This is a genomic window from Paracoccus bogoriensis (assembly GCF_019431455.1).
GTDB classification, from domain to species: domain Bacteria; phylum Pseudomonadota; class Alphaproteobacteria; order Rhodobacterales; family Rhodobacteraceae; genus Paracoccus; species Paracoccus bogoriensis.
Genome location: NZ_JAHYSR010000013.1, coordinates 61,442 through 83,354 on the forward strand (window position 1 = coordinate 61,442; position 21,913 = coordinate 83,354).

The 21,913-nt window shown below is 66.4% G+C and carries 17 protein-coding genes and 2 pseudogenes; 11 read left to right on the plus strand and 8 right to left on the minus strand.

Translation table 11 applies throughout. The annotated features are described in order from the left end of the window. Nucleotides 1-79: 79 nt before the first annotated feature. Nucleotides 80-1,201 (minus strand): glutamate 5-kinase, encoded by a 1,122-nt coding sequence (gene proB / locus KY389_RS08355; RefSeq protein WP_219830440.1) that lies wholly within the window; start codon nt 1,199-1,201, stop codon nt 80-82. Beyond that, complete coding sequence (gene obgE / locus KY389_RS08360; protein ID WP_219830441.1) at nt 1,198-2,232, minus strand: GTPase ObgE; 1,035 nt, start codon at nt 2,230-2,232, stop codon at nt 1,198-1,200. The genes proB and obgE overlap by 4 nt, the downstream gene beginning before the upstream one ends. Nucleotides 2,233-2,341: 109 nt before the next feature. On the opposite strand from obgE, the gene KY389_RS08365 reads away from it, so the two are divergent. The 3 genes from KY389_RS08365 (at nt 2,342) to eno (ending at nt 5,829) form a co-directional block, all read left to right on the plus strand. Continuing rightward, complete coding sequence (locus tag KY389_RS08365) at nt 2,342-3,739, plus strand: protein adenylyltransferase SelO (RefSeq protein WP_219830442.1); 1,398 nt, start codon at nt 2,342-2,344, stop codon at nt 3,737-3,739. Nucleotides 3,740-3,812: 73 nt separating this feature from the next. Next, nucleotides 3,813-4,493, plus strand: coding sequence for an endonuclease/exonuclease/phosphatase family protein (locus KY389_RS08370; protein ID WP_219830443.1), 681 nt, complete (start codon nt 3,813-3,815; stop codon nt 4,491-4,493). A gap of 61 nt (nt 4,494-4,554) precedes the next feature. After that, complete coding sequence (eno, locus tag KY389_RS08375) at nt 4,555-5,829, plus strand: phosphopyruvate hydratase (RefSeq protein ID WP_219830444.1); 1,275 nt, start codon at nt 4,555-4,557, stop codon at nt 5,827-5,829. Nucleotides 5,830-5,884: 55 nt separating this feature from the next. Here eno and KY389_RS08380 read toward each other — a convergent pair whose 3' ends face one another. After that, nucleotides 5,885-7,315 carry an aminotransferase-like domain-containing protein gene (locus tag KY389_RS08380; RefSeq protein WP_219830445.1) on the minus strand — a complete coding sequence of 477 codons (1,431 nt, stop codon included), beginning with the start codon at nt 7,313-7,315 and terminating at the stop codon, nt 5,885-5,887. A 235-nt stretch (nt 7,316-7,550) separates the two neighbouring features. Between KY389_RS08380 and KY389_RS08385 the strand changes: the two genes are divergently transcribed. Next, nucleotides 7,551-8,669 (plus strand): TRAP transporter substrate-binding protein, encoded by a 1,119-nt coding sequence (locus tag KY389_RS08385; RefSeq protein WP_219830463.1) that lies wholly within the window; start codon nt 7,551-7,553, stop codon nt 8,667-8,669. Between the two features lie 66 nt (nt 8,670-8,735). Here KY389_RS08385 and KY389_RS08390 read toward each other — a convergent pair whose 3' ends face one another. The 5 genes from KY389_RS08390 to cobU form a co-directional block, all read right to left on the minus strand. Further along, the gene (locus tag KY389_RS08390; protein ID WP_219830446.1) at nt 8,736-10,586 is read right to left on the minus strand and encodes a TRAP transporter large permease; all 1,851 of its coding nucleotides are present in this window, start codon (nt 10,584-10,586) and stop codon (nt 8,736-8,738) included. After that, nucleotides 10,583-11,191, minus strand: coding sequence for a TRAP transporter small permease subunit (locus tag KY389_RS08395; protein WP_219830447.1), 609 nt, complete (start codon nt 11,189-11,191; stop codon nt 10,583-10,585). Before KY389_RS08395 ends, KY389_RS08390 begins: the two co-directional genes overlap by 4 nt. Nucleotides 11,192-11,311: 120 nt before the next feature. Continuing rightward, the gene (cobS, locus tag KY389_RS08400; protein ID WP_219830448.1) at nt 11,312-12,034 is read right to left on the minus strand and encodes an adenosylcobinamide-GDP ribazoletransferase; all 723 of its coding nucleotides are present in this window, start codon (nt 12,032-12,034) and stop codon (nt 11,312-11,314) included. Beyond that, a complete protein-coding gene (gene cobT, locus KY389_RS08405) occupies nt 12,024-12,980 on the minus strand; it encodes a nicotinate-nucleotide--dimethylbenzimidazole phosphoribosyltransferase (protein WP_219830449.1) in 957 nt (318 codons plus the stop codon). Before cobT ends, cobS begins: the two co-directional genes overlap by 11 nt. Then, nucleotides 12,967-13,497, minus strand: coding sequence for a bifunctional adenosylcobinamide kinase/adenosylcobinamide-phosphate guanylyltransferase (gene cobU, locus KY389_RS08410; RefSeq protein WP_219830450.1), 531 nt, complete (start codon nt 13,495-13,497; stop codon nt 12,967-12,969). Before cobU ends, cobT begins: the two co-directional genes overlap by 14 nt. A 130-nt stretch (nt 13,498-13,627) precedes the next feature. Here cobU and KY389_RS08415 point away from each other — a divergent pair, with 130 nt between their 5' ends. The 7 genes and pseudogenes from KY389_RS08415 to KY389_RS15350 form a co-directional block, all read left to right on the plus strand. Next, nucleotides 13,628-15,229, plus strand: coding sequence for a peptide ABC transporter substrate-binding protein (locus KY389_RS08415; protein ID WP_219830451.1), 1,602 nt, complete (start codon nt 13,628-13,630; stop codon nt 15,227-15,229). An 89-nt stretch (nt 15,230-15,318) separates the two neighbouring features. Next, a complete protein-coding gene (gene oppB / locus KY389_RS08420; RefSeq protein ID WP_219830452.1) occupies nt 15,319-16,242 on the plus strand; it encodes an oligopeptide ABC transporter permease OppB in 924 nt (307 codons plus the stop codon). A 4-nt stretch (nt 16,243-16,246) separates the two neighbouring features. Beyond that, the gene (locus KY389_RS08425; RefSeq protein WP_425517157.1) at nt 16,247-17,173 is read left to right on the plus strand and encodes an ABC transporter permease subunit; all 927 of its coding nucleotides are present in this window, start codon (nt 16,247-16,249) and stop codon (nt 17,171-17,173) included. Nucleotide 17,174: 1 nt separating this feature from the next. Next, nucleotides 17,175-18,137 (plus strand): annotated as a pseudogene (locus tag KY389_RS08430) (oligopeptide/dipeptide ABC transporter ATP-binding protein); the annotation flags it as partial. Between the two features lie 158 nt (nt 18,138-18,295). Then, a complete protein-coding gene (locus KY389_RS08435) occupies nt 18,296-19,312 on the plus strand; it encodes an oligopeptide/dipeptide ABC transporter ATP-binding protein (protein WP_219830454.1) in 1,017 nt (338 codons plus the stop codon). Nucleotide 19,313: 1 nt separating this feature from the next. Beyond that, the gene (locus KY389_RS08440; RefSeq protein WP_219830455.1) at nt 19,314-21,158 is read left to right on the plus strand and encodes an ABC transporter ATP-binding protein; all 1,845 of its coding nucleotides are present in this window, start codon (nt 19,314-19,316) and stop codon (nt 21,156-21,158) included. Between the two features lie 312 nt (nt 21,159-21,470). Beyond that, nucleotides 21,471-21,913, plus strand: a pseudogene (locus tag KY389_RS15350) (transposase); the annotation flags it as partial.

Below are 21,913 nucleotides of genomic sequence, written 5' to 3' on the forward strand. Positions count from 1 at the left end.
AGGGGGGGGGGAACGGCTTGCCTGGCGCAAGCGCCAGGAGCCGTGTCCTCGGACGATGTCGTCAGACGGGTGCGGCGGCTCAGAGCGCCATGTCGTCGCGGTGGATCAGGGCTGCGCGGCCGGGATAGCCAAGGATCGCCTCGATGCTTGAGCTGCGCTGACCCTTGATCCGGCGTGCCTCGTCTGCTGTGTAACGCGACAGACCGCAGCCAAGCGTTTCGCCCGCAGGGCCGGCGATCATCACCGGCTCGCCGCGGCCGAATTCGCCCGCAACATCGGTGACGCCGGCAGGCAGAAGCGATTTGCCGTTGGCAAGCGCCATGGCGGCGCCCGCGTCGATGGTCAGGGTGCCGCGCGGTTTCATCGCCGCGATCCAGCGCTTGCGCGCTTGCTGGGGGTCGGTCTCGGGCAGGAACCAACTGGCGCGGGCGCCCTTTGCCACCGCGCTGAGCGGCCGCATGACCGAGCCTTCGGCAATCGCCATTGCACAGCCGCCCGCCACTGCCGTCCGCGCGGCCATCAGCTTGGTCTTCATGCCGCCCCTGGACAGGCCCGAGACGGGATCACCGCCCATCGCCTCGATTTCCGGGGTGATGGTCTCGATCACGGGCAGGTGCCGGGCCGTGGGGTCGGTCTTGGGATTCGCCGTGTAAAGCCCATCCACGTCGGACAGAAGCAACAGCTGATCGGCGCCGCAGGTCACGGCAATCTGTGCGGCCAGCCGGTCATTGTCGCCAAAGCGGATCTCGTCGGTGGCGACGGTGTCGTTCTCGTTCACGATGGGCACGACGCCAAGGCTCAGCAGCGTCTGCATCGTTGCGCGGCTGTTCAGATAGCGGCGACGGTCGGCACTGTCCTCAAGCGTCAGAAGAACCTGCGCAGTGGTGACGCCGTGCGGGGCCAGCGCCTCCTCGTAGGCGCGGGCCAGGCGGATCTGACCCACCGCGGCGGCGGCCTGCGCCTGTTCCAGAGGCAGCGCGCCGGGCGGCAGGCCAAGCACCCGTCGCCCAAGCGCGATGGAACCGGACGAGACCAGCACCACATCGGCGCCACGTGCGCGCCAGGCCGCCACGTCGTCGCAGAGCCCGCGCAACCAGTCGCCGCGCAAGCCGTCAGGACCGACCAGCAGCGCCGAGCCGATCTTGACCACCAGCCGCCGCGCGGCGTCCAGCGCGGGTGTGCCCCTGCCGGATGCGCTCACGGCTGCCAGGTCCCCTTGGGGCTGTCCTCGGCGGCCGGAACGCGCGAAGGCGCGATCTCGCGCCACAGCGCGCGCAGCACCTCGGACAGGCCTTGCCGCGACACGCCCGACATCAGCAGCACCGGGTGGCCAAGCTCGGATTCCAGCGCGGCGCGTCGCGCAGCGATCTCGTGATCGTCCAGCGCGTCGATCTTGTTCAGCGCGGTGACGCGGGGCTTTTCCATCAGCACCGGCGAATAGGCCTGAAGCTCGGTCAGGATGGTGCGGGCATCCTCGGCCACGGTCTCGGACGTGCCGTCCACCAGATGCAGCAGCACGCGGCTGCGTTCGACATGACCCAGGAACTGGTCGCCAAGGCCCCGGCCTTCGCTGGCGCCCTCGATCAGGCCGGGGATGTCGGCCATCACGAATTCATGCCCATCCACCCCCACGACGCCCAGATTGGGATGCAGCGTGGTAAAGGGGTAATCGGCGATCTTGGGACGCGCGTTCGAGACCGCCGCCAGAAAAGTCGATTTGCCGGCATTGGGCAGGCCCACAAGCCCGCTATCGGCGATCAGCTTCAGCCGCAGCCAGATCGTGCGTTCGATCCCCGGCTGTCCAGGATTGGCGTTGCGGGGGCTGCGGTTGGTCGAGGTCTTGAAATGCAGGTTCCCCCAGCCCCCATTGCCGCCCTTGGCCAGCAGCACGCGCTGTCCGACCTCGGTCAGGTCAGCGATCACGGTTTCGCCGTCCTCGTCGAGGATCTCGGTGCCGACGGGCAGGCGCAGCACGACATCCTCGCCCGACTTGCCGGTCATCTGGCTGCCCATGCCGTGCTGTCCGGACTTGGCGAAGAAATGCTGCTGATAGCGGAAGTCGATCAGGGTGTTCAGGCCCTCGACCGCCTCGGCCCAGACATCGCCGCCGCGCCCGCCATCGCCGCCATCGGGGCCGCCATATTCGATGAACTTCTCGCGCCGGAAGGACACGCATCCCGCGCCGCCGCCACCCGAGCGGATATAGACTTTGGCGAGATCGAGAAACTTCATCGCATGGCTCCTTTGCGGTCAGGCGATACGCGCTTGGCGGGCGGCGCGCAAGGGTGACGGGCTGGCAATGGCGCGCCCCGCCCCTATGTAATGCCGCAAGGAGACGCCGATGTTCCAGTTCGACAACAGCTATGCCCGCCTGCCGCGCAGCTTCTACGCGGCGGTGATGCCCACGCCGGTCAGTCGGCCCCGCCTTCTGGCGCTGAACCGCGACCTGGCCGCACGCCTGGGGCTGGATGCCGGATGGCTGGAATCCCCCGAAGGCGTGTCGGTATTGGCCGGCAACACGGTCCCGCAAGGGGCCGAGCCGCTGGCGCAGGCCTATGCGGGCCATCAGTTCGGCGGCTTCGTGCCGCAGCTGGGCGATGGGCGCGCGGTGTTGCTGGGCGAGATCATGGCGCCGGACGGGACGCGCTTCGACATCCAGTTGAAAGGCTCGGGCCAGACACCCTTTTCGCGGCGCGGCGACGGTCGGGCTTGGCTGGGGCCGGTGCTGCGCGAATATCTGGTCAGCGAATTCATGGCCGCGATGGGCGTCCCGACGACGCGCGCGCTGGCGGCGGTGGCCACCGGCGAGACCGTCTGGCGCGAGACCGCCCTGCCCGGCGCCGTCCTGACCCGGGTGGCCGCCAGCCATATCCGCGTGGGGACGTTTCAATATTTCGCCGTGCGCGACGACCGCGCGGCGTTGCAGGCGCTGACCGATCACGTCATCGCCCGCCATTACCCTCAGGCGGACAGCCCGCTGGCGCTGCTGGACGCTGTTGTTGCGGCCCAGGCCGAGACCATCGCCGCCTGGATGGCGCTTGGCTTCATCCACGGGGTGATGAACACCGACAACATGGCGGTTTCGGGCGAGACCATTGATTACGGCCCCTGCGCCTTCATGGATGCCTACCATCCGCAGACGGTCTTTTCCTCGATCGACCGGCAGGGGCGCTATGCCTGGGCGAACCAGCCGCAGATTGCGGTCTGGAACCTGGCGCAATTCGCGACCTGCCTGATCCCGCTGATGGGCGAGGAAGGGCCCGCTGTCGAGGCCGCGACGGAATCCGTTCACCGCTTCGCGCCGCTTTATCAGGCGGCATGGCTCAGGCGCTTCGGCGACAAGCTGGGGATCGAGGGCGCGCCGAACCGGCAGCTTGTCGAGCGGTTTCTGACCCTGATGGCCCGGCAGCGCGCCGACTTCACCCGAACCTTCCGCGGGCTGGTGGACGGGACCGCGCGGGACGAGTTCACCGACCGCGCCGCCTTCGATGCCTGGGCTGCCGACTGGCAGGCGCTCAGGCCCGATCTCGGGCTGATCGCACGGACGAACCCGGTCCGCATCCCGCGCAATCACCGGATCGAGCAGGCCATCGCAGCCGCGCTGACGGATGATCTGGCGCCCTTCCGGCGGCTGTCGCAGGCGCTGGTGCAGCCGTTCGAGACGCGGCCCGAATGGGACGACCTGTCCGCTGCGCCGCTGCCCGCCGAGATCGTGCATCACACCTTCTGCGGCACCTGAGCGGCTTTTGACTTGTCACCGCCGCCGGGGCAATGACACTGACCGCCGACAAAGCCCGACCGAAACCGACACGATGCTGAAACTGGCCAGCTACAATCTGCACAAGTGCCGCGGCCTTACCGGCCCTCATGCGCCCGAACGCAACCTTGCCGTGATCCGTGCGCTTGACCCCGATATCATCGCCTTGCAAGAGGTCGATTTCCGCTATGGGGCCCGCCCCGAGGCGCTGCCGCGCAAGTTGATCCAGGCCGAGACCGGCCTTGTGCCCGCCCGCCTGAACGGCACCAGCGAAGCCAGTCTGGGCTGGCACGGCCAGACCATCCTGATGCGCCCCCATCTGGCCGAAATCGCAACCCTGCGCCGCTTGCCCCTGCCGGGGCTGGAGCCGCGCGGCGCCGTTGCGTTGCGCCTGCCCGGCCTGACCGTGATCGGGGTCCATCTGGGCCTTGTGCGGTCCTCGCGGCGGGCGCAGCTTGCGCGCATCACCGCACAGGCTTCGCGTATTGCCGAAGATCATGTCGTGCTGATGGGCGATTTCAACGAATGGCGCGATGACAGGGGGCTGGAATCGCTGGCGGGCTTCCGGCTGATCGCGCCGGGACCGTCCTATCCCGCGCCTCTGCCCCAGTTGCGGCTGGATCGGATGGCCATGTCGCGTAACCTGGATCTGCTGGATGCGGGCGTTTTCAGCGGGGCCGGTGCGCGAGACGCCTCGGACCATCTGCCGATCTGGGCGCGGATCAGATTGCCGTGATGATTGCGACCGCGACGCCACGTCGCTAAGAAGGCGCCAACCCATCAACGGAGGCGCTTTCATGACTGCCATCATCGACATCTTCGCCCGCGAGATCCTCGACAGCCGCGGCAACCCGACCGTCGAGGTCGATGTGACGCTGGAGGACGGCACGATGGGCCGCGCGGCGGTTCCTTCGGGGGCTTCGACCGGCGCGCACGAGGCGGTGGAAAAGCGCGATGGCGACAAGTCCCGCTACATGGGCAAGGGCGTTCTGGAAGCCGTGGCGTCCGTCAATGGCGAACTGGCCGAGGCCCTGATCGGCGAGGATGCGACCGAACAGCGCGCCATCGACGCCATGATGATCGAACTGGACGGCACCCCGAACAAGAGCCGCCTGGGTGCGAACGCGATCCTGGGCGTCTCGCTGGCGGTGGCCAAGGCCGCGGCAGATGCCACGAACCAGCCGCTCTACCGCTATGTCGGCGGCACGGCCGCGCGCATCCTGCCGGTGCCGATGATGAACATCATCAATGGCGGCGAACATGCCGACAACCCCATCGACATCCAGGAATTCATGATCATGCCGGTCGCGGCCGAAAACATCCGCGAAGCCGTCCGCATGGGCTCCGAGATCTTCCACACGCTGAAGAAAGAGCTTTCGGCCGCGGGTCTTTCGACCGGGATCGGGGACGAGGGCGGCTTTGCGCCGAACCTGTCCAGCACCCGCGACGCGCTGGACTTCATCCTGAAGGCCATCGAGAAGGCCGGCTACAAGCCCGGCGACGACATCATGCTGGCGCTGGACTGCGCCTCGACCGAATATTTCAAGGCCGGCAAGTATGAGATGAAGGGCGAGGGAAAATCCCTGACGCCCGGCGAGAACGTGGACTACCTTGCCGCGCTGTGCGACGCCTATCCGATCCTGTCCATCGAGGATGGCTGCGCCGAGGATGACTGGGACGGCTGGAAGATGCTGACCGACAAGCTGGGCGGCCGCGTGCAGCTTGTGGGCGACGACCTGTTCGTGACGAACCCCGCCCGTCTGGCGCAGGGGATCGAGAAGCGATGCGGCAACAGCCTGCTGGTCAAGGTCAACCAGATCGGCACGCTGTCGGAAACGCTGGACGCCGTCCGCATGGCCGACCGCGCAGGCTTTACCAGCGTCATGTCGCACCGTTCGGGCGAGACCGAGGACGCGACCATTGCCGATCTGGCGGTGGCGACGAATTGTGGCCAGATCAAGACCGGCTCGCTGGCGCGCTCGGACCGGCTGGCGAAATACAACCAATTGATCCGGATCGAGGAAATGCTGGGCGCCACGGCGGAGTATGCGGGCCGTTCGATCCTGCGCTGATCGCCGGATCACCCGACGACATCGCGGCGCGGCCTTCGGGTCGCGCCGTCTGTCGTCAGGCCGGTCCCTGCCCCGGATCGGATTGCGCCAGTTCCGCCACCAGCCGCAAGCCCTCGGCCAGACGCTCGCGCGGCAGGCGGCAGTTCAGGGCAATGCGGACCGCCTCGACCGGGGCGGCTTGCGGGCGGGGGATGGCGTGAAAATCGCTGGCCGGGCGCAGGATCACCCCGGCCAAGGCTGCGCGAGCGACGAAATCCTCGGCCCGCCAGGGCTTGGGCAAGGGCAGCCACAGCATCGGCACGCCGGGCTGGCTGGCTGTGGTCAGAGGCGCCAGACAATCGCGTGCCAGCGCCAGACGGTCGGCGACCTCGCTCTGGACGCGCGCCGCGATCGCTTCGGCATCGCCCGATTCCATCAGCCGCGTGACCAGCCCGGTGATCGGCTGGGACAGGCCCATGTGGCTGTGCTGCGCGGCGACGCGGCCCGCCGCCCCCATCCCCTCGGGGCAGATCATCATGCCAAAACGCAGGCCGGCCGCGATGATCTTGGACAGGCTGCTGACATGCCAGACCCGTTCGGGCGCCAGCGCGCGCAGGCTGGGGGGCGCATCGGGGCGTGGCGTCGGCGCATAACATTCGTCCTCCAGCACCTGAAGGTCATGGCGGCGCGCAACCTCGATGATCTGCTGGCGCCGCTCGGGCCCCATTCCCGCCAGCGTCGGATTCTGCGCCGAGGGCGTCAGCGCAACCAGCCGCGCGCCGGTTTTCCGGGCGGCCTGATCCAGCGCTTCGGGCAGCATCCCCTGGGCGTCGGTTGCGACGGGAAAGACCTCGGCGCGAGTCAGACGGGCGGCATGGCGCATACCGGGATAGGTCAGCGCCTCGGCCATGACGCCCTGCGCCTGATCGGCCAGCGTCAGTGCCATGACCAGCGTGATCGCGTGCTGCCCGCCATGAGTCAGGACCAGATCGCCCACCGCAACCGGTCCCAGGTCGCGGTCCGACATCCAGTTCAGCACCGCCTGCCGGCAACGCTGATCACGGCTGAGCGGCGTATAATCGAGAATATCGGCATCCAGATCGGCGCCGGTCTCGGCCATATGGCGCCCGATGATTGCGGCCTGCCCGCAATCGGGCAGATGCGGGATGCGCAGATCGACCGGACCATCAGCGCGCACCGGGCTGTCGATGCTTTCATAGACCAGAGGCTGAAGCATGTCCTGCCGGGGACGCGGCGCGGCGATGAAGCTGCCCCGGCCGACATGGCTTTCGATCACGCCCTCGGCGGCGGCAACCTGGTAGGCCCGTGCGACGGTGCCGGTGGTCACGCCCAGCTTCCAGGCCATGTCGCGCATCGGGGGCAGGCGCGTTCCGGGCGGCAACGTGCCCGACCGTGCCGCTTCGCGCAAAGCGTTGGCCAGAGCACGGAATTTCGGTCCGGACCGGTCCGAAAGCTCGGGCTGCCAATCCTTGATCCTTGCATCCATCGCGACTCGGCCTTTCGGGGCTGCTGCATCCCCGAAAGGATCTAGCGCCCGTGCGGCGCGGCGACAATCGCGCCCTTTGGCGAACGCGATCCCGCCGACGGGCAAGGCACCGAAAAAACGCGGGCACGGGGTCAGCTTGACACTCGACAGGGCGCGCATCGCCGCTAAACTGCACGGCGTGAGGGGCAAGGAAAAATGCCCCAGAGGAGGAGAGAACATGACAGAAAAGAAAGCCCTGGACCGACGGTCCTTCCTGACGCGCGCTTCGGTGGGCGGTGCTGCGGCCGCCGCGAGCGGCCTTCTGGCCGCGCCTGCCATCGCGCAGGAGGCGCCGCAGGTGAACTGGCGCCTGGCCTCGTCCTTCCCGAAATCGCTGGACACGATCTATGGCGGCGCCGAGGAAATGGCGCAGCGCCTGTCCGAGGCGACGGATGGCCGTTTCAACATTCAGGTCTTCGCCGCCGGCGAGATCGTTCCGGGCCTGGACGCGATCAACGCCACCACCGACGGCACGGTCGAGTGCTGCCATTCGGTCGGCTATTACAACTGGGGCAAGGATCCGGCCTTTGCCTGCGGAGCCGATCTGCCCTTTACCTTCTCGGCGCGCTCGAAGACGGCCTACAATTATCAGGGCGGCGGGATCGAGGCTTACAACAACTTCCTGCAGAAATACGACCTGGTCAGCTTCCCCGGCGGCAATACCGGGGCGCAGATGGGGGGATGGTATCGCCGCGAAATCAACAGCCTGGCTGACATGCAGGGCCTGAAGCTGCGCATCGCGGGGCTTGCCGGCCGCGTGGTCGAAAAGCTGGGCGTGGTGCCGCAACAGATCGCGGGCGGCGATATCTATCCGTCGCTTGAACGCGGCACGATCGACGCCGCCGAATGGGTCGGCCCCTATGACGACGAGAAGCTGGGCTTCCACAAGGTCGCGCCCTATTACTATTATCCCGGCTTCTGGGAAGGTGGTCCGACGGTCAGCTTCTTCATCAACAAGGCCCAATGGGAGGCGCTGCCCGAAAATTACAAGTCGCTGTTCCGCACCTGCGCGCAGGCCGTGGACCAGAACATGCTGGCCAAATACGACAAGCTGAATCCGATCGCGCTGAAATCGCTGGTCGCCCAGGGTGCGCAGCTGCGATCCTTCAGCGAAGAGATCCTGACCGCTGCCTTCCAGGCCGCAAACGAGATCTACGCCGAGATCTCGGCCCAGAACGAGGATTTCAAGACCCAATACGAGGCGCAACTGGCCTTCCGCGACGACTGGTATCTGTATCAGCAGACGACGGAATACACCTTCGACACGTTCATGATGCTGCAACAGCGCGCGGGTGGTCTGGCCGTTCCGGGCTGATCGCAACCGTTCCTGCAAGCGAAACCGCCGCGGCTGATCCCCGCGGCGGTTTCTTGTTAGCCGGTCTCAGTTCCCCGAAAGCCCCGGGGGCGGAGCGCCGAAGCCAAGGCCCAAGCCGCCGCCGGACTGAGCCGGACCCGCCGGTGCCTCGGCCTCTGGCGCGGGTTCAGTGCCGGGTGCAGTGCCGGGTGCAGGCGCGGGGTTCGGCGTGTCACCACCAAATCCGCCACCAAGGCCCCCGCCGAGGCCACCCCCAAGGCCGCCACCAAGGCCACCCCCAAGGCCACCCCCAAGGCCACCCCCAAGGCCGCCACCCATCGGGATCTCGATGCGGATATTGGTCGTGTCCACGGCAGGTCCGCGGTAATGCATCACCATTTGCGGGAAGGCGATCACCGCGGCGATCATCAGGATCTGAAGCCCGACAAAAGGCGCGGCACCACGATAGATGTCCAGCGTGCTGACCGCCGCGATGATCCGCCCTGTCACCTTGTCGCGGTAATCGCGCCGCGGCGCGACCGATCGCAGGTAAAAGAGGGCAAAGCCCACCGGCGGCGTCAGGAAGGACGTCTGCATCGTCACCGCCAGGATCACGCCGAACCAGACCAGATCAATGCCAAGCGCATTCGCAGCCGGGATCAGCAGCGGCACGATCACGAAGGCCAGCTCGAAGAAGTCGAGGAAGAAGGCCAGAAAGAAGATGATCGCGCAGACCACGACCAGAAAGCCGATCTCGCCCCCGGGCAGCGCCGTCATCAGGTCGCGCACCCAGATATGCCCGTTGATCGAGTAATAGGTCAGCGAAAAGACCGTGGCCCCGATCAGGATGAACATGACAAAGGATGACAGCTTGACCGTGGCCAGCAGCGCCTGATTGATCACACCCAGCGACAACCGCCTTTTGAGGCCCGCCAGGACCAGCGCGCCGACCGCGCCCATCGCGCCGCCTTCGGTCGGCGTCGCGATGCCCAGAAAGATCGTGCCCAGCACCAGGAAAACCAGCGCCAAAGGCGGGATCATCACGATGATGACCTGCCGCGTCATCGGCGACAGAAGGTTCAGCCCGCTGACCCGGTCGAACAGCGCCAGCAGAAGCAGCGCGACCACCGTCAGCGCCGCCGCCCAGATCCTGCCATCCTGCCCGAGCGCCGAATTCAGCCAGCCGGCCGCCAACCAGTAGAACCCGATGGCGAAGATCAGCGCCGCGATCAGCGACCACCCGCCCGAGCCGAGCGGGCGCGCCTCGGGCGGCAGGGCCGGCATGGCCGAGGGCCGCAGAAAGGACATGATCAGAACGTAAAGCAGGTAGATCCCCGTCAGGACCAGGGCCGGGACCATGGCGGCCTTGTACATGTCGCCCACCGACCGGCCCAGCTGGTCGGCCAGCACGATCAGCACCAGCGAGGGCGGGATGATCTGCGCCAGCGTCCCCGAGGCCGTGATGACCCCCGAGGCCAACCGCCGGTCATAGCCGTAGCGCAGCATGATGGGCAGCGAGATGAGACCCATCGAGATGACCGAGGCCGCGACCACGCCCGTCGTCGCCGCCAGAAGCGCGCCGACCAGCACGACGGCATAGGCCAGGCCGCCCCGGATCGTGCCGAAAAGCTGGCCGATCGTGTCCAGCAGATCCTCGGCCATGCGCGAGCGTTCCAGCACGATGCCCATGAAGGTGAAGAACGGAATCGCCAGCAGCGTGTCGTTTCGCATCACGCCAAAGACCCGGTCGGACAGGGCCTGAAGCAGGTTCCAGCCCAGGTTCACCTGGTCGGACAGAGGCGTCAGGAAGACGCCGAAGAAGAAGAACAGCAGACCATTCGCGGCCAGCGCGAAGGCGATCGGATAGCCAAACAGCAGGAAGGCGACCATCGAGAAGAACATGATGGGCGCCAGATTGTGGGCGATGAAGTCGATCACTTGCGGCTCTCCGGGGTCTGGTCGATGCGGTCGTCCTGCATCCCTGCGGTCATCAGTTCCGCCTCGCGATGGGCACTGTCCTGGACCGAGACAGGGTCGGGGATCAGGCCGCGCATCACGGCGATCTTCTTGAGCAGCTCGGAAAGGCCTTGGCAAAACAGCAGGATGAAGCCCGCCAGCAGCGCAGCCTTCGCGGGCCAGATGATCAGCCCGCCCGCATTCATCGACACCTCGCCCGCATTCCAGGACCGCATCAGCGAAGGATGGACCAGCCAGATCATGATCCCCGTGAAGGGCAGCAGGAACAGCAGCGTCCCCAGCAGGTCGATCCAGTGCTGCACGCGGCGCGACCATCGGCCATAGATGATGTCGATGCGGATATGTTCGTTCTCAAGCAGCGTCCATGCCGCGGCCAGCATGAAGGCCGTGCCGAACAGATACCATTGCAGTTCCAGCCAGGCATTGGATGACATGCTGAACACCTTGCGCACCACGGCATTGACCGCGCTGACAAGGACGGCGGCAAGGATCAGCCAGGCAACCGCTTTTCCGATCACGGTTGTCACGCGATCAATCGCGCGCGATACGGCCAGCAGCCCGTGCATTCTTGTCCTCCCTCTGGCGCGGGCCGGTATGGCCGACCGGTTGTTCCGGCTTATGCGCATCCTTTCCGCCTAAGCCGGATGCGGCCAGTGGTCAAGTTTCTCGCAATCGCTTGGGGTCGCTCAGCCCGCCAGCGCCAGCGCGACCAGTGCCGCCGTTTCCGCAAGGATGATCCCCGCGCCCAGCACATCGCCCGTCTGCCCGCCCAGCAGCCGCTGCGCCCGCCGCGCCACCGCCATCGCCGCGACGCCCGCCGCGACCAGCGCCGCCAGCGCCGGAAGCAGGGGCAGGACCGCCAGCGCCAGCACCGCCGCCAGGGCGATCGCGACCAGCAGGGCCGATGCCCGCGGGCGGCCCGCATCATGGCCCAGGCCGTCCCGGCGCGCAGGCGGCAAGGCGCGCATCAGCCCGACCGCCCCTGCCCTGCCCGCAGCGGCCGAGGCGACCAACGCCAGCGGCCCCAGCATCGACAGCGCCGCCAGGCGCAGGCCATAGCAGGCCAGCAGAGCTGAGGCCCCATAGGCGCCGATGGTCGAATCGCGCATGATCCGAAACCGCTCCTCCGTGCTGCGTCCGCCCCCGGCATCGGCAAAATCGGCCAGGGCGTCCTCGTGCAGTGCGCCGGTCAGCCAGACCAACAGCGCCAGCGACAGCGCGGCGGGCAGAAGCCCAGGCCCAAGCCACCACAGGGGAAGCGCCGCAAGGGCGCCGAGGATCGCGCCCGCCAGCGGAAAGGCCCAGACCACCGCGCCAAGCGGCAGAACCTGCGGCGGCAGGAAGCGCCCCAGGGGCAGGCGGCTGAGAAAGACCAGCGCCAGAACCAGTTGCTGCGCCCTAGCCCGCAATGCCTGCCTCGGCAAAGGTGGCCATGCCGTTGTGGCATTCCAGCGCCGCGCGCAGCACCATCAGCGCGACCGCTGCGCCCGAACCCTCGCCCAAGCGCATGTCCAGCGACAGGACGGGCTGCATCCCCAGGGCGGCAACAAGTCGGCGGTGGCCCGGCTCGGCGCTTTCATGGCCGATCAGGCAGTGATCCAGCGCCCCCTTGTCGTCGCGCGTCAGGACCGATGCCGCCGCCGAGCAGATGAAGCCGTCGAGGATGACGGGAATAGCCGCCTCTCTGGCCCGCAGGATCGCGCCGCAGATCGCCGCCTGTTCGCGCCCGCCGAAGGCTGCAAGAGTCTCGCGGGCGTTTGTCGGGGCGTGGCGCGCCAACCCCTCGGCCACGGTCAGCGTCTTGCGGGCCAGCATATCGCCTGCGGCGCCCGTGCCGGGGCCGACCCAATCCTCGGCCCGGCCGCCGAAGACCGCAGCCGCCAAGGCCGCCGAGACGGCGGAATTGCCGATCCCCATCTCGCCCAGGATCAGAATGTCGGCGTCCGGATCGACGGCATCGGCGCCTGCCTGCATGGCCTGGGCGACCTCGGACGGGTCCATCGCGGGGCCCTGGGTGAAATCCGCGGTCGGCCGGTCCAGGTCCAGCGCATGGACCGACAGATCGGCCCCCGCCGCGCGGCAAAGCTGATTGATCGCTGCTCCGCCGGCGCGGAAATTCTCGACCATTGCCTGCGTCACCGCCATCGGAAACGGGGATATGCCGCGCGCCGCGATCCCGTGATTGCCCGCAAAGACCAGAGCCTGCGCGCGGTCGATGCGCGGCCTGTCACGCCCTTGCCAGCCCGCCATGAAGACCGCCAGATCCTCGAGCCGGCCAAGCGAGCCTGCGGGCTTGGTCAGCTGGGACTGCCTTGCGCGGGCAGCCTTGGCCGCGTTGTCGTCAAACTGGCGCATCTGGATCATCCTTTCCCGGTTTCAGTCTCAGCCCTTGCCCGGCTGCCGCCAGCCAGACCTCATGCGCGACCGAAGCGACGGCCTGGTTCATCAGCCCGTGATCGTCACGGAATCGCCGGGTCAGCGGATCCATCGGCACGATGCCCTGCCCCAGTTCGTTCGTGACCAGAACGACAGGACAGGACTGCTGACGTAACGTCATGGCCAATGCGCCGAAATCCGCCTGCCCCCGATGATTGGACAGCCACAGCGTCAGGCAATCGACCAACCGCGCCCCTTTCCCGTCGCTGTCGCAAAGCGCCCGGCACAGGTCCAGCGGTTCCTCGATCGTGGTCCAGCCTTGGCCGCGACGCCTTTGATGTCGCGCGATTCTTTCCGACATCTCGGCGTCGCGCGGCTCGGCGGTGGCAATATAGATCAGCGGCAGACGGTGCCGCGCCAGCAGGCGCTCGGCCAGATCGGACTTGCCCGACCGCGCGCCCCCCGTGACCAGCGTGATATATCCGTTCGCTTCCATGGGTCGTATCTGTTTCACAGCCTGTCCTGTCAGTGAAGCGGAAATCCGTCTTGCCCGGAACGCCGGGGTGCATAATGTGCATCCCATTCCGGTGCAGAAGACACCGACCCACAACCTGGAGGAGTTGGAGATGACGCGCTTCATCCTGACCACGGCGCTGGCCGCCACCCTGGCCATGCCCGCCTTTGCCGTTCAGCCCGCCGAGGGCGAGACCCTGGCCGAGAACCAGACCTATACCTATTGGCTGCTGGACGCGATCAAGTCGCTGGACCCGGCCAAGAACACCGATGTCGAAGGCTCGGACGCGCTGCGCTCGCTGTTCGAGGGACTGATGAACGAGGATGCGCAGGGCAACATGGTCCCCGGCGTGGCCGAGGAATACGAGGTCAGTGACGACGGCCTGACCTACACGTTCAAACTGCGCGAGGCGAAATGGTCGGATGGCAGCCCCGTCACGGCGGATGATTTCGTCTTTGCCTGGCAGCGTGTCGTGACGCCCGCCACTGCATCCGAATACGCCTGGTATATGGAGCTGATGAACGTCGCCAATGCGACCCAGATCATCGCGGGCGAAATGGATCCGGCGGAACTGGGCGTGCGCGCGCTGGACGACCGAACGCTGGAGGTGACGCTGACTGCGCCCACCCCCTATTTCCTGAACACGCTGTCCCATGCCACGACCTTTCCCGTGCCGCGTGCCGTGGTCGAGGAACATGGCGACAACTGGACCCGTCCGGGCACTCTGGTCGGCAACGGCGCCTTCACGCTGGCCAGCCACAATCTGGGCGTCGAGATCGTCTTTCAGAAGAACCCCGAATACTGGGATGCCGACAACGTCGTGATGGAGACCGTGCGCGGCGTCACCGTGAACGACAACAATGTCGCCCTGACCCGCTATCAGGCGGGCGAGCTTGACCGGGTGCAGATCCCGGCCGGGCAGTTCCCGCGCCTGTCCGAGCAATTCCCCGATCAGGCGGTTTCGGTCCCCTATGGCTGCTCTTATGCCTATGTATTCAACCTGTCCGACAAGGGCCCCGAAGTGCTGAAGGATCAGCGTGTGCGCGAGGCCATGGCCCTGTCGCTGAACCGAGAGGTGATGGTCGATCAGATCCTGCAAGGCGGCCAGCGCCCGGCCTATACCTGGACGCATTGGGCGATCAACGGCTTCGCCGCGCCCGAGGGCGGCATGGACGATATGCCCTATGAGGCCCGTCTGGAGCGCGCGCGCGAGTTGCTGGAGGAAGCCGGCTACGGTCCGCAGAACCCGGTCCGCCTGACGCTGCAATACAACACCGACGAGAATCACCGCCTGTTGGCCATCGCGGCGCAGCAATTCTGGCGCCCCCTGGGCATCGAGATCACGTTGAACAACGTGGAATGGGCGGTCCATACCGACCGACTGCAAAATCAGGATTTCGAGATCGCGCGCTATGCCTGGTGCGCCGATTACAACGAAGCCTCGACCTTCCTCGACTGGTTCCGCACCGACGGCTACAACAGCGGCAAGTGGTCGAACGCCGAATTCGACGAGATCCTGGCCGAGGCCCGCACCGCCGAGGACACGACGCCGCTTTACCGCCGCGCCGAGGAAATCCTGGCCGAGGAAGTTCCCGCCGTCTGGGTCTATCACTACGCCAAGGTTGACATGATCAACCCCGCGATCCGCGGCCTGCCGCGCGAGAACCTGCTGAACACCTGGTATGCCAAGGATCTGTATCGCGTCGCCGAATAAGACGCCGCGTCTGTCCAGATCGGCCGGGGCGGCGCCTGCCGTCCCGGCTTTCGGTTTTCCGGTTCCTTCCCGCAGGAAAGGCCCTTGCCATGTTCGGATACGTGCTTCGACGACTGGCGGTGGCGATCCCCACGCTGCTTTTGCTGATCGTCTTTTCCTTCATCCTGATGAGCCTTGCGCCGGGCGGTCCCTTTACGGGCGAACGCGCGCTGCCCCCCGCCGTCCTTGCCAATCTCGAGGCGCAATACGGCCTGAACGAACCCCTCTGGCGGCAGATCTGGAACTATGTCTGGAACATTGTCGTCCATTTCGATTTCGGCCCCAGCTTCGTCTATCCCGACCGCAGCGTGAACGAACTGATCGCGGCGGGCTTTCCGGTGACGCTGACCTATGGCGCGCTATCCTTTCTGGTGGCGGTCGTGCTGGGCGTCTCGCTGGGGATCGTGGCGGCGATCTGGCACAATTCCTGGCTGGATTACCTGGCGGTCGGCGTCTCGATCGGCGCGCAGGTTCTGCCGAACTTCGTCATGGCACCGCTTCTGGTGCTGGTCTTCACGCTGTGGTATCGCCTCTTGCCCGGCGGGGGTTGGAGCTTCAACGACCCCTCGTTCTGGATCATGCCGGTCATCGCGCTGTCCACCAGCTACATGGCGTCCATCGCGCGGATTACCCGGTCGTCCATGCTCGAGGTGCTGGGCTCGAACCACATCCGCACCGCCCGCGCCAAGGGGATGCCCGAACATCGCGTGATCCTGCGCCATGCGCTGAAGCCTGCCATGTTGCCGGTCATCAGCTATCTGGGCCCGGTCTTCGTGTCGATGATCACCGGCTCGGTCGTGATCGACATCTATTTCTCGACCGGCGGGATCGGAAAGGCCTTCGTGGATAGCGCGCTGAACCGCGATTATGCCGTGATGATGGGCGTGACGATCCTGGTGGGTGCGCTGACCATCCTCTTCAACCTTCTCGTCGATGTGCTTTACGCATGGATCGACCCCAAGATCAGGTATTGAGGTCATGGTGATCGACCAAAAGAAGATGCAATCCCTTTCGGACCGGATGGTCGAGGCCGAGGTCAAGGGCCGCAGCCCCTGGGCCGATGCGCGGCGGCGGTTCTTTCGCAACCGGGCCGCGATGCTGGGCCTGACGATCCTGGTCCTGGTGACGCTGTTTGCGCTGTTCGGCGGCGCCCTCGCGCAATGGTCCAACGAAGAGCTGGATTTCAGCGTCATGGGCCGCGTGGCCGAACTGGGCGCGCCCTCGCTGGCCAACGGCCATTATTTCGGCACCGACAATCTGGGCCGCGACCTTTATGCCCGCACGGTGCAGGGCACGCAGATCAGCCTGATGGTGGGCATCGTCGGCGCGGCCATCGCGGTGATCGTGGGCACGCTTTACGGCGCGACGGCGGGCTATGTCGGCGGGCGCACCGACCAGATCATGATGCGCGCGGTCGATATCCTGATGTCGATCCCCTACATGTTCGTGCTGATCCTGCTTTTGGTGATGTTCGGCCGGTCCATGTCGATGCTGTTTCTGGGCATCGGCCTGATCTCGTGGCTGGACATGAGCCGGATCGTCCGCGGCCAGACCCTGTCCCTGAAGAACCGCGAATTCGTCGAGGCCGCCCGCGCGACGGGCGTGTCGTCCTTTCGCATCATCATCCGCCATATCGTGCCGAACCTGCTGGGCGTCGTCGCGGTTTATGCGACCCTTCTGGTGCCGCTGATGATCCTGACGGAAAGTTTCATCAGCTTCCTGGGACTTGGGGTGCAAGAGCCGCTGACCTCGTGGGGGGCGCTGATCTCGGAAGGGGCGGGCACGATGAACTATGGCACGCTGTGGCAGCTGGCCTTCCCGCTGTTCTTCTTCGTCATCACCCTGTTCGGGTTCTTCTTCGTGGGCGACGGCCTGCGGGACGCCCTTGACCCGAAGGAGCGCTGAAATGGCCTTGCTGGACATTACCGGCCTGTCGGTCGGTTTTCAGACCCATGACGGCATCGTGCGCGCCGTCCAGAACGTGACCCTGTCGCTGGACCAGGGCGAGACGCTTGGCATCGTCGGCGAATCGGGCAGCGGCAAGTCGCAATTGTCTTTTGCGATCATGGGACTTCTGGCGCGCAATGGCCACGCCTCGGGCAGTGTGCGCTTTGACGGGCAGGAAATCCTGAATGCGCCGCCCAAGGTCATCAACCGCATCCGGGCCGAACAGATCGCGATGATCTTCCAGGATCCCATGACCTCGCTGAACCCCTATATGCGGGTCGCGGACCAGATGGCCGAGGTGCTGGTCCTGCACAAGGGCATGTCCAAGCGCGAGGCCGTGGCCGAGTCCGTGCGGATGCTGGACGCCGTTCGCATTCCCGATGCCAAGGGGCGGGTCAGGCTTTATCCGCACGAATTTTCGGGCGGGATGCGGCAGCGGGTAATGATCGCGATGGCGCTGCTGTGCCGTCCGCGACTGCTGATCGCGGACGAGCCCACCACCGCGCTGGACGTGACGGTTCAGGCGCAGATCATGCAGCTTCTGGCCGATCTGCGCCGCGATTTCGGCATGGCGATGATCCTGATCACCCATGATCTGGGTGTCGTTGCCGGATCCTGCGAGCGGGTCGCGGTCATGTATGGCGGGCGCATCCGCGAGACGGGGCCGGTGCAGCCGATCTTTGCCGATCCGGCCCATCCCTATACGCAGGGCCTGCTGGACGCGATCCCGCGCGTCGATCAGCCTGACGAGGAGCTGCGCGCGATCCCCGGCCAGCCCCCGAACATGAGCCGCCCGCCCTCGGGCTGCGCCTTCGAGCCGCGCTGCCCCTATCGCCGTGCGGAATGTGCCGCAATCGACCCGCCGCTTGAGGATTTCGCACCCGACCGGGCGCGCGCCTGCCTTGCCGGACTGGACGAGCTGCGCGACCGCCGGATGCGGGTCGAGCCGCGCCCCGATCTGGTCGCGGCCGGCGATGGCGCTGCCGAAACCGACCTGCACGCCGCCGATCTGCCCGAGGGCGCGGTTGCGGGTGCCGGCGCAGCCGGTTCTACCCTCTCGCCCCGAAAGGAGACACGGCCATGAGCGACCTTCTGAGCGTGCGCGACCTGCGCGTCACCTTCAGCCTGCGCCGTCAAGGGGCGATGCCTTGGGCCAGACCGACCCTGCTGCACGCCGTCAACGGCGTCGAGTTCACGCTGCGCGCGGGCGAGACGCTTGGTATCGTGGGCGAATCAGGCTGCGGCAAGTCCACGCTGGCCCGCGCCCTGATCGGGCTGGTCCCGGCCAGCGGACAGGCGGAATGGATCGACGGACGCGACCTGCTGGCGCTGACCCCGCGTCAGATGATGGCCTATCGGCAGGACATCCAGATGGTCTTTCAGGATCCGTTGGCCAGCCTGAATCCCCGCATGAATGTGGGCCAGATCATCGCGGAACCTCTGGTCACGCATCGTCCCGACCTGCCTCGCGCCGAAATCCGCGCGCGTGTGCGCGCCATGATGGAAAAGGTCGGCCTGCTGCCCAATCAGATCAACCGATACCCGCATGAATTCAGCGGCGGCCAGTGCCAGCGCATCGGCATTGCCCGTGCCCTGATCCTGGAGCCGAAACTGGTCATCTGCGATGAACCGGTCAGCGCGCTGGATGTGTCCATTCAGGCGCAGGTCATCAACCTGCTGATCCGATTGCAAAAGGAAATGGGTCTGTCGCTGATCTTCATTGCGCATGACCTTTCGGTCGTGAAACATGTCAGCGACCGCGTGATGGTGCTCTATCTGGGCAAGGTGATGGAACTGGCCTCTGCAGGGGCGCTTTACGCCAGCCCGCAGCATCCCTATACGCAAGCGCTGCTGTCGGCGGTGCCCGTGCCTGACCCCACGATCGAGGCTGCGCGCACCATCGTGCCGCTCAAGGGCGACCTGCCATCGCCCCTGAATCCGCCTTCGGGCTGCGTTTTCCGCACCCGCTGCCCCCGGGCCGAGGCGCGCTGCGCGGCCGAGGTGCCGGCGCTGGCGGGCGGCGATCACGCGGTGGCCTGCCATTTCCCCGGCCCTCTGACCGAGGCCGAGATCGCCCGCGCCCGCGAGGTCGCCTGACATGAAGCCGCCTGACGGACCGGATTTTTCGGCCCGTTGGGCGGCCCTGCGCAACATCCCGCCCTTCCTAGGAATGGTCTGGCAGGCAAGCCCTGGCCTGACGCTGGCCATGATCGCGCTGCGGTTCGGGCGCGCCTTGCTGCCGGTGGCGATGCTGTGGCTGGCCAAGCTGATCATCGACGAGGTTGCGGCCCTGTCCCAGAGCGGCGGGCCCACAACGCTGGCCGGATGGTGGGACAGCGGGCTGGCCGATAGGCTGCTGGCGCTTGTCGCGCTGGAAATGGCGCTGGCGGTGGTCCAAGACCTTCTGGGCCGAGCGGTCGGCTATACCGACGCGCTGTTGCAGGAAAAGCTGGTCATCGACATCTCGATCCGGCTGATGGATCACGCGGCGGGGCTGGACCTGGCCTCGTTCGAGGATGCCAGCTTCCAGGACCGGCTGGACCGCGCGCGCCGCCAGACGATGGGGCGCATCCCGCTGCTGGGGCAGGTCATGCAGCAGATGCAGGACGTGCTGACCGTTGCCAGCTTCGCGGTGGGGCTGATCCTCTACAACCCCTGGCTGGTCGCGCTGCTGGCCTTGGCGCTGATCCCCTCGCTTCTGGGCGAGATGCATTTCAACGCCCGCACCTATGCGCTGAACCATGCCCGCGCCGCCGACCGGCGTGAACGCGATTATCTGCGCATGATCGCCGCAACCGCCGAGACCGCCAAGGAGGTCAAGATCTTCGGCCTCAGCCCGTGGCTGCGCGACCGCTACCTGACGCTGGCCCGACGCTTTTATGTCGAGAACCGCGCGATCCAGCGTCGCCAGCTGACCGTGATGGCCGCGCTGACCGCGCTTGGCACACTGGCCTATTACGCGGCCTTTCTGTGGATCATCGCGCGCACGCTGACGGGGCAGCTGTCCATCGGCGATCTGACCTTCCTGTCGGGCAGCTTCCTGCGCCTGCGCGGCCTGATGGAGGGGCTTCTGTCCGGCTTTTCCCGCATGGCCGGAGAGGCTTTGTATCTTGACGACCTCTTCGATTTCTTCACGGCGAGGCCCCGCATCGCCTCGCCCGAGCGGCCGCTGCCGGTGCCGCACCCCATCCGCCAGGGCTTTCGCTTCGAGGGGGTGGGCTTTCGCTATCCGGGCCGCGAGGCCTGGGCGATCCGGGGTCTGGATCTGGACCTGAAAGCGGGCGAGACAGTCGCGCTGGTGGGCGAGAACGGCGCAGGCAAGACCACCATCGTCAAGCTGCTGGCGCGGCTTTACGACCCCGACGAGGGGCGAATCACGCTGGATGGGCGGGATCTGCGCGACTATGATCTGGACCAGTTGCGCGCGGCGATCGGTGTGATCTTTCAGGATTTCGTCCGCTACGCCGTCACGGCCGCCGAGAACATCGCCATCGGCCGGATCGAGGAGCGCGACGATCGCGCCCGGATCGTCACCGCCGCCGAGCGCGCGCTGGCCGATCAGGTCATCGCCAGGCTTCCCAAGGGCTACGACCAGATGGTCGGCAAGCGCTTCGCGCGGGGCCTCGATCTGTCAGGGGGCGAGTGGCAGAAGCTGGCCATCGCCCGCGCCTATATGCGCGACGCGCAGCTTCTGGTCCTGGACGAGCCGACCGCTGCGCTGGATGCCCGCGCCGAATACGAGATCTTCCAGCGTTTCCGCGACCTGACGCAGGGACGGACCGCGCTGCTGATCTCGCACCGTTTTTCCAGCGTTCGGATGGCGGACCGGATCATCGTTCTGGAAAACGGCCGCGTGCAGGATCAGGGCAGCCACGCGGAATTGCTGTCGCGCCCAGGACGCTATCGGGAATTGTTCGAGTTGCAGGCCCAAGGCTACCGCTAGACCAGGCTGCCCAGCAGGATCACCGTCACCAGCGCGACGACCGGTATGGCGACGGCCACCACGAAGGTAATCGCCAAGAGCGGTCATGAAAACCTGAGTGTCGCTGGCCAGCAGCGGCACGGCGCCCGCCATGGCGACCGCGAGCAGCGCCAGCAGCGGCGAAGGACCAGCACGTTGATCTCTCGGTAGGCCGGCAAGATCAGCAGAACAAGCGACAGCACGATCCCGAACAGACCCATGCGCATATGAGCTGGTCCCCATAAACTGGACAGTTTGCTAAGCTTGCCGCCAAGGAAGACGAGGACGAACAGCGTGGCTGGCAAACGGAAGAACTACAGCGCGGCCTTCAAGGCGAAGGTGGCGCTTGAAGCCATTCGTGGCGAGGCAACGATCGCCGAGCTGGTGGCGAAGCACGGCGTGCATCAGACGCTGATCCATTCCTGGAAGCGTCAGGCGCTCGAGGGCATGGCCGCGATTTTCTCGGGCAAGGCCGGGGCGAAGGCGGCCGAGAAGGAAGGCGCGATCGAAAAGCTGCATGCCAAGATCGGCCAATTGGTGGTGGAACGGGATTTTTCAGCCAAGGCCTCGGGTCGATGAGCGTGACCCGGAGGCGAGAAATGATCGACCCGCGCCACCCGTCCTTGCCGGTGAAACGGCAATGCGCCCTGATCGGTATCAGCCGGTCATCGTGGTATGGGCCTGCGAGCAGTGAGACCCCGCTGAACCTGGCGCTGATGAAGCTGATCGATGCGCAG